At 57.8% G+C, this 3,158-nt stretch carries 4 protein-coding genes; all 4 read right to left on the reverse strand.

What is annotated here, in order from left to right; translation table 11 throughout:
• Positions 1-501: 501 nt before the first annotated feature.
• Genes AAC035_RS20085 through AAC035_RS20100 form a run of 4 tightly spaced genes read right to left on the reverse strand, consistent with a single transcriptional unit; the run spans position 502 to position 3,073 of the window.
• On the reverse strand, positions 502-771 hold the full coding sequence (locus tag AAC035_RS20085; protein WP_022519664.1) for a hypothetical protein: 270 nt from the start codon (positions 769-771) through the stop codon (positions 502-504).
• Positions 761-2,413: an IS66 family transposase gene (locus AAC035_RS20090; protein WP_022519765.1), complete on the reverse strand. Its 1,653-nt coding sequence runs from the start codon at positions 2,411-2,413 to the stop codon at positions 761-763. The genes AAC035_RS20085 and AAC035_RS20090 overlap by 11 nt, the downstream gene beginning before the upstream one ends.
• Positions 2,414-2,441: 28 nt before the next feature.
• On the reverse strand, positions 2,442-2,786 hold the full coding sequence (gene tnpB, locus AAC035_RS20095) for an IS66 family insertion sequence element accessory protein TnpB (protein WP_016915087.1): 345 nt from the start codon (positions 2,784-2,786) through the stop codon (positions 2,442-2,444).
• Positions 2,783-3,073 (reverse strand): hypothetical protein, encoded by a 291-nt coding sequence (locus tag AAC035_RS20100; RefSeq protein WP_022519766.1) that lies wholly within the window; start codon positions 3,071-3,073, stop codon positions 2,783-2,785. Before AAC035_RS20100 ends, tnpB begins: the two co-directional genes overlap by 4 nt.
• Between the last annotated feature and the right edge of the window lie 85 nt (positions 3,074-3,158).

Genomic DNA, 3,158 nt, shown 5'->3' on the forward strand with positions numbered 1-3,158 from the left:
CCCTCTTCGCAGTAGTGCGTGGCGGGCTTGGATATGTTCGCTTGGCCAGCCTGCACCACAGCTGCAAAATGCTCGCCGGGTACGAACAGGTCAATATCGTTCAACGCTCGTTTAGATCCATACCCCTTTGCTGCGAGCCCTCCGCAGATTTGAAAAGGGATATTTCTGTCTCTCAGTAATCCCACTACCCATTGGGCGGCTAACTGGTGCACGTCTTCTCCTTCTTTTTACATATAGCACCAAGGTTATCACGCCGGTTTTGCACAACCGCAAAGGCTCGCGAGGTTAGCTTCCCCCATCATAATCTACCTGGTCACTAACCTGACACTGAGCGCTTATTCTCACAGCCGATTAGCAATTATGTACAAGCATTGAGAGGTAGCGATGGCATAAGCTAGGTGGCGTGACTAATCAGGAGGGAGCGGCATGAATAACGCAAGCCGGTTTCAATTCATCAAGAGCCAGCACTAACGTAAGCGTTCATTCCAAGACGTAGTTGACCTACTTCACGTCCCGGAGAGGTCTCAATAACTCCGGCGAGACCTTGTACTGCTTCCTGCCATCCTCATCCAGCACGATCACGCTCTTGCGGTTGATCTTGGTGACAATCCCCAGCACGGGGCCTTCCCGGCTCTCGAAGGTCACTTTCAGGCCCACCCGCAACTGGCTCAGCGCCTGGAGGTTCTCCCGGTCACGCAGTTCATCAATTCGCCGGCAGATGTATTGATTCAGTTCCAGCAACTGGTCGATGCTCATGTCGTCAATGCGCATGAACGGTGGCCTCCGGCTGTTTGTTCTGTCGGTCAGGATGGCGTGGATCGATCAGCGCCCGTAGCGGATTCTCGGCGAACCGGGTTTTCCAGAGACGAGGCGTCAGGTCGCTGACGTCACTGGCCGGATGCTGGCTGATGCGTTGCAGCACGTCCACCAGGTAAGTGTAGGGGGTAATATTGTGCAGCTTGCAGGTGCTGATCAGACTCTGGATGATGCCCAGGTGTTCCGCCCCCAATTCAGTCCAGCAGAACATCCAGTTTTTCTTGCCCATGGGAATGGGGCGTAGTGCCCGCTCGAGGTGGTTGGTGTCTGGCTGCACGTCTGGGTTTTCCAGGAATACGCTCAGGCTGGCTTCCCGGCTGAGCACGTAGTTCAGAGCTTTGGTCAGTGGATCGCTCGGCACCAGGCCGCCTGACGCCAACTGATCCCGGCACCACTGGAAGAAGCCGCTAACGACCGGTTTCGAGTGTTCCAACCGGTACTGACGTTTCTTCTCGCCAGTCAGCCCGTGGGTTCTGATGGTTTCTTCATTCCGGTACAGCGCTGCGATTCGTTGCAGGGCCTCGGTGACGGTTTCCGGGTGATCCTTCTGCGCCTCGATAAAATAACGGCGGCTATGCACCCAGCACTGGGCGTGGGTGACGTTCTCTTGGGCAGCAGCGTAGCGGGCATAGGCCGCGTAGCCGTCACTGATCAGCGTGCCGTTGAACGATTCGCTGAGGATGGCTTCGATGTGGGCACGCCCACGGCTGTTCGAGTAGGTGAACACCACCTCGTCGGCATCGCCGTATAACGGCCAGAACCAGCCGGATTTCAACTTGCCTTTTTGCGGGCCCGCCCGACCCTGGTGACCGGCCTTGATCGGCGTTTCATCCATGGCCAGCACCCGACTGCGCAGCACGTTGTCGGTCTGGGCATCCACAATGGGCCGAAGCAGGTCGATCACGCGCTTGACCAGATTGGTCAGGGTGCTGCGGCTGATTGTGATACCGGCTTGCTGGATGCGCTGGTGCTGACGGTACAGCGGCAGGTGGAACTGGAACTTGTCCACCAGCAACCCGGCCAGCAGACTGACATCGGCCAGGCTGTTGTCCAGCACGTTGAACGGGGCCGGCGTGGTGATGGGCTTGTCACTCCCCTTGCGCCGGAACACCGGGCGCTCCACCTTCAGCACCACGTAACTGGAGGCCCGCTGGGCCAGCCGGTAGGTGGTCTTACTGCCGATTACTTCGTACTGATCGGCCTCCGGCCCTGTCAGCTCTGGCGGCAGATACTCTATGACTTCCACCGGCACATCAGAGGTAAAGCGCAGACCGGTGTCGTTCAGGCAGCCATCGTCGCGCTGCTTCTTGCCGGTGCCACGCTGATAGGCCTTGATGGGGCGTTCTTCTTCGTCAGCAGGCGGCGCCGGTAGCGGCGCTTCCTCTGGCTGGAACAAGCTGTCCTGCCCGGGAAGATCGAACACCTGCTTCTCGGATTTGGGACCGAACAGCTGCTTTTTGAACCAGTCCAGTTGATGCGTCAGCTGACGAATCGCTTCTGCCTGGGCTCCCAACTGCTCCCGCAACACGGCATTCTCCTCGGCCAGAGCCGAGTAGGAAGGTGCATTGGAAGAAGGAGCGGAAGCGGTTGAATTCATGGCCGATATTATATCGAAAGTCGGCCTTCTATACCCCTCGAAAACGCTTGAACTGGCGATATTTCTGCACCTCGATGCCATCGATCAGCAGTTGCAGATCCGTCAGGGTCAGGGCTCGCTGCCCGGAGGCGGATAACGGCACCCGGAACTGGCCCTGCTCCAGGCGCTTGGCCCACAGGCAATAACCGGTGGCGGTGAAGTACAGCATCTTCATCTGGGTCTTGCGACGATTGACGAAGACGAAATACTGGCCACTGAGCGGGTCGTGCTTCAACTGATTCCGAACCAGGGCGCTCAGGCCCCGGAAGGATTTGCGCATGTCTGTGGGTTCGGTACATAGCCAGATGCGCGCCTGGCTATCGAGCCCGATCATCCGTTCTGGCTCAGCCGTAGCTCGACGCCGTTACCCAGGCTGAGCACAATATTCCAGCCTAAGCCGGATGATGGCGACGTGCCCATCAGTGACGACAAATCGAGAAAGCTGGCTTCTCCAGAGTCTGTCGAATTATCGGTCGGCTGATCGGACAGGCGCTTTCGCCAGTTGCAGAAGCTGGAATAGCCAATGTTCTCTTGTTTACAAAACTGCGAAGCTGACAGACCACTGTCACGATGCTGGTCAACCAGGGCCTGCCACTGTTCCGGGGTGCGGTGCTTTCTCATGGGGGTAACCTCGTGTGGGCAAATGTGAGGTTACTGTAGGGCGAATGTCAGCCGGGCGGCAGGACGTCTTAGAATGAACGCTTAC

The sequence above is a fragment of the uncultured Marinobacter sp. genome (genome assembly GCF_963974375.1).
Taxonomy (GTDB): Bacteria; Pseudomonadota; Gammaproteobacteria; order Pseudomonadales; family Oleiphilaceae; genus Marinobacter.

Bases quoted from the DNA above. Each gene is read 5' to 3' on its own strand.
- AAC035_RS20085 (WP_022519664.1), bottom strand. From the start codon at position 771: ATGCGCATTGACGACATGAGCATCGACCAGTTGCTGGAACTGAATCAA.
- AAC035_RS20090 (WP_022519765.1), bottom strand. From the start codon at position 2,413: ATGAATTCAACCGCTTCCGCTCCTTCTTCCAATGCACCTTCCTACTCG.
- tnpB (WP_016915087.1), bottom strand. From the start codon at position 2,786: ATGATCGGGCTCGATAGCCAGGCGCGCATCTGGCTATGTACCGAACCC.
- AAC035_RS20100 (WP_022519766.1), bottom strand. From the start codon at position 3,073: ATGAGAAAGCACCGCACCCCGGAACAGTGGCAGGCCCTGGTTGACCAG.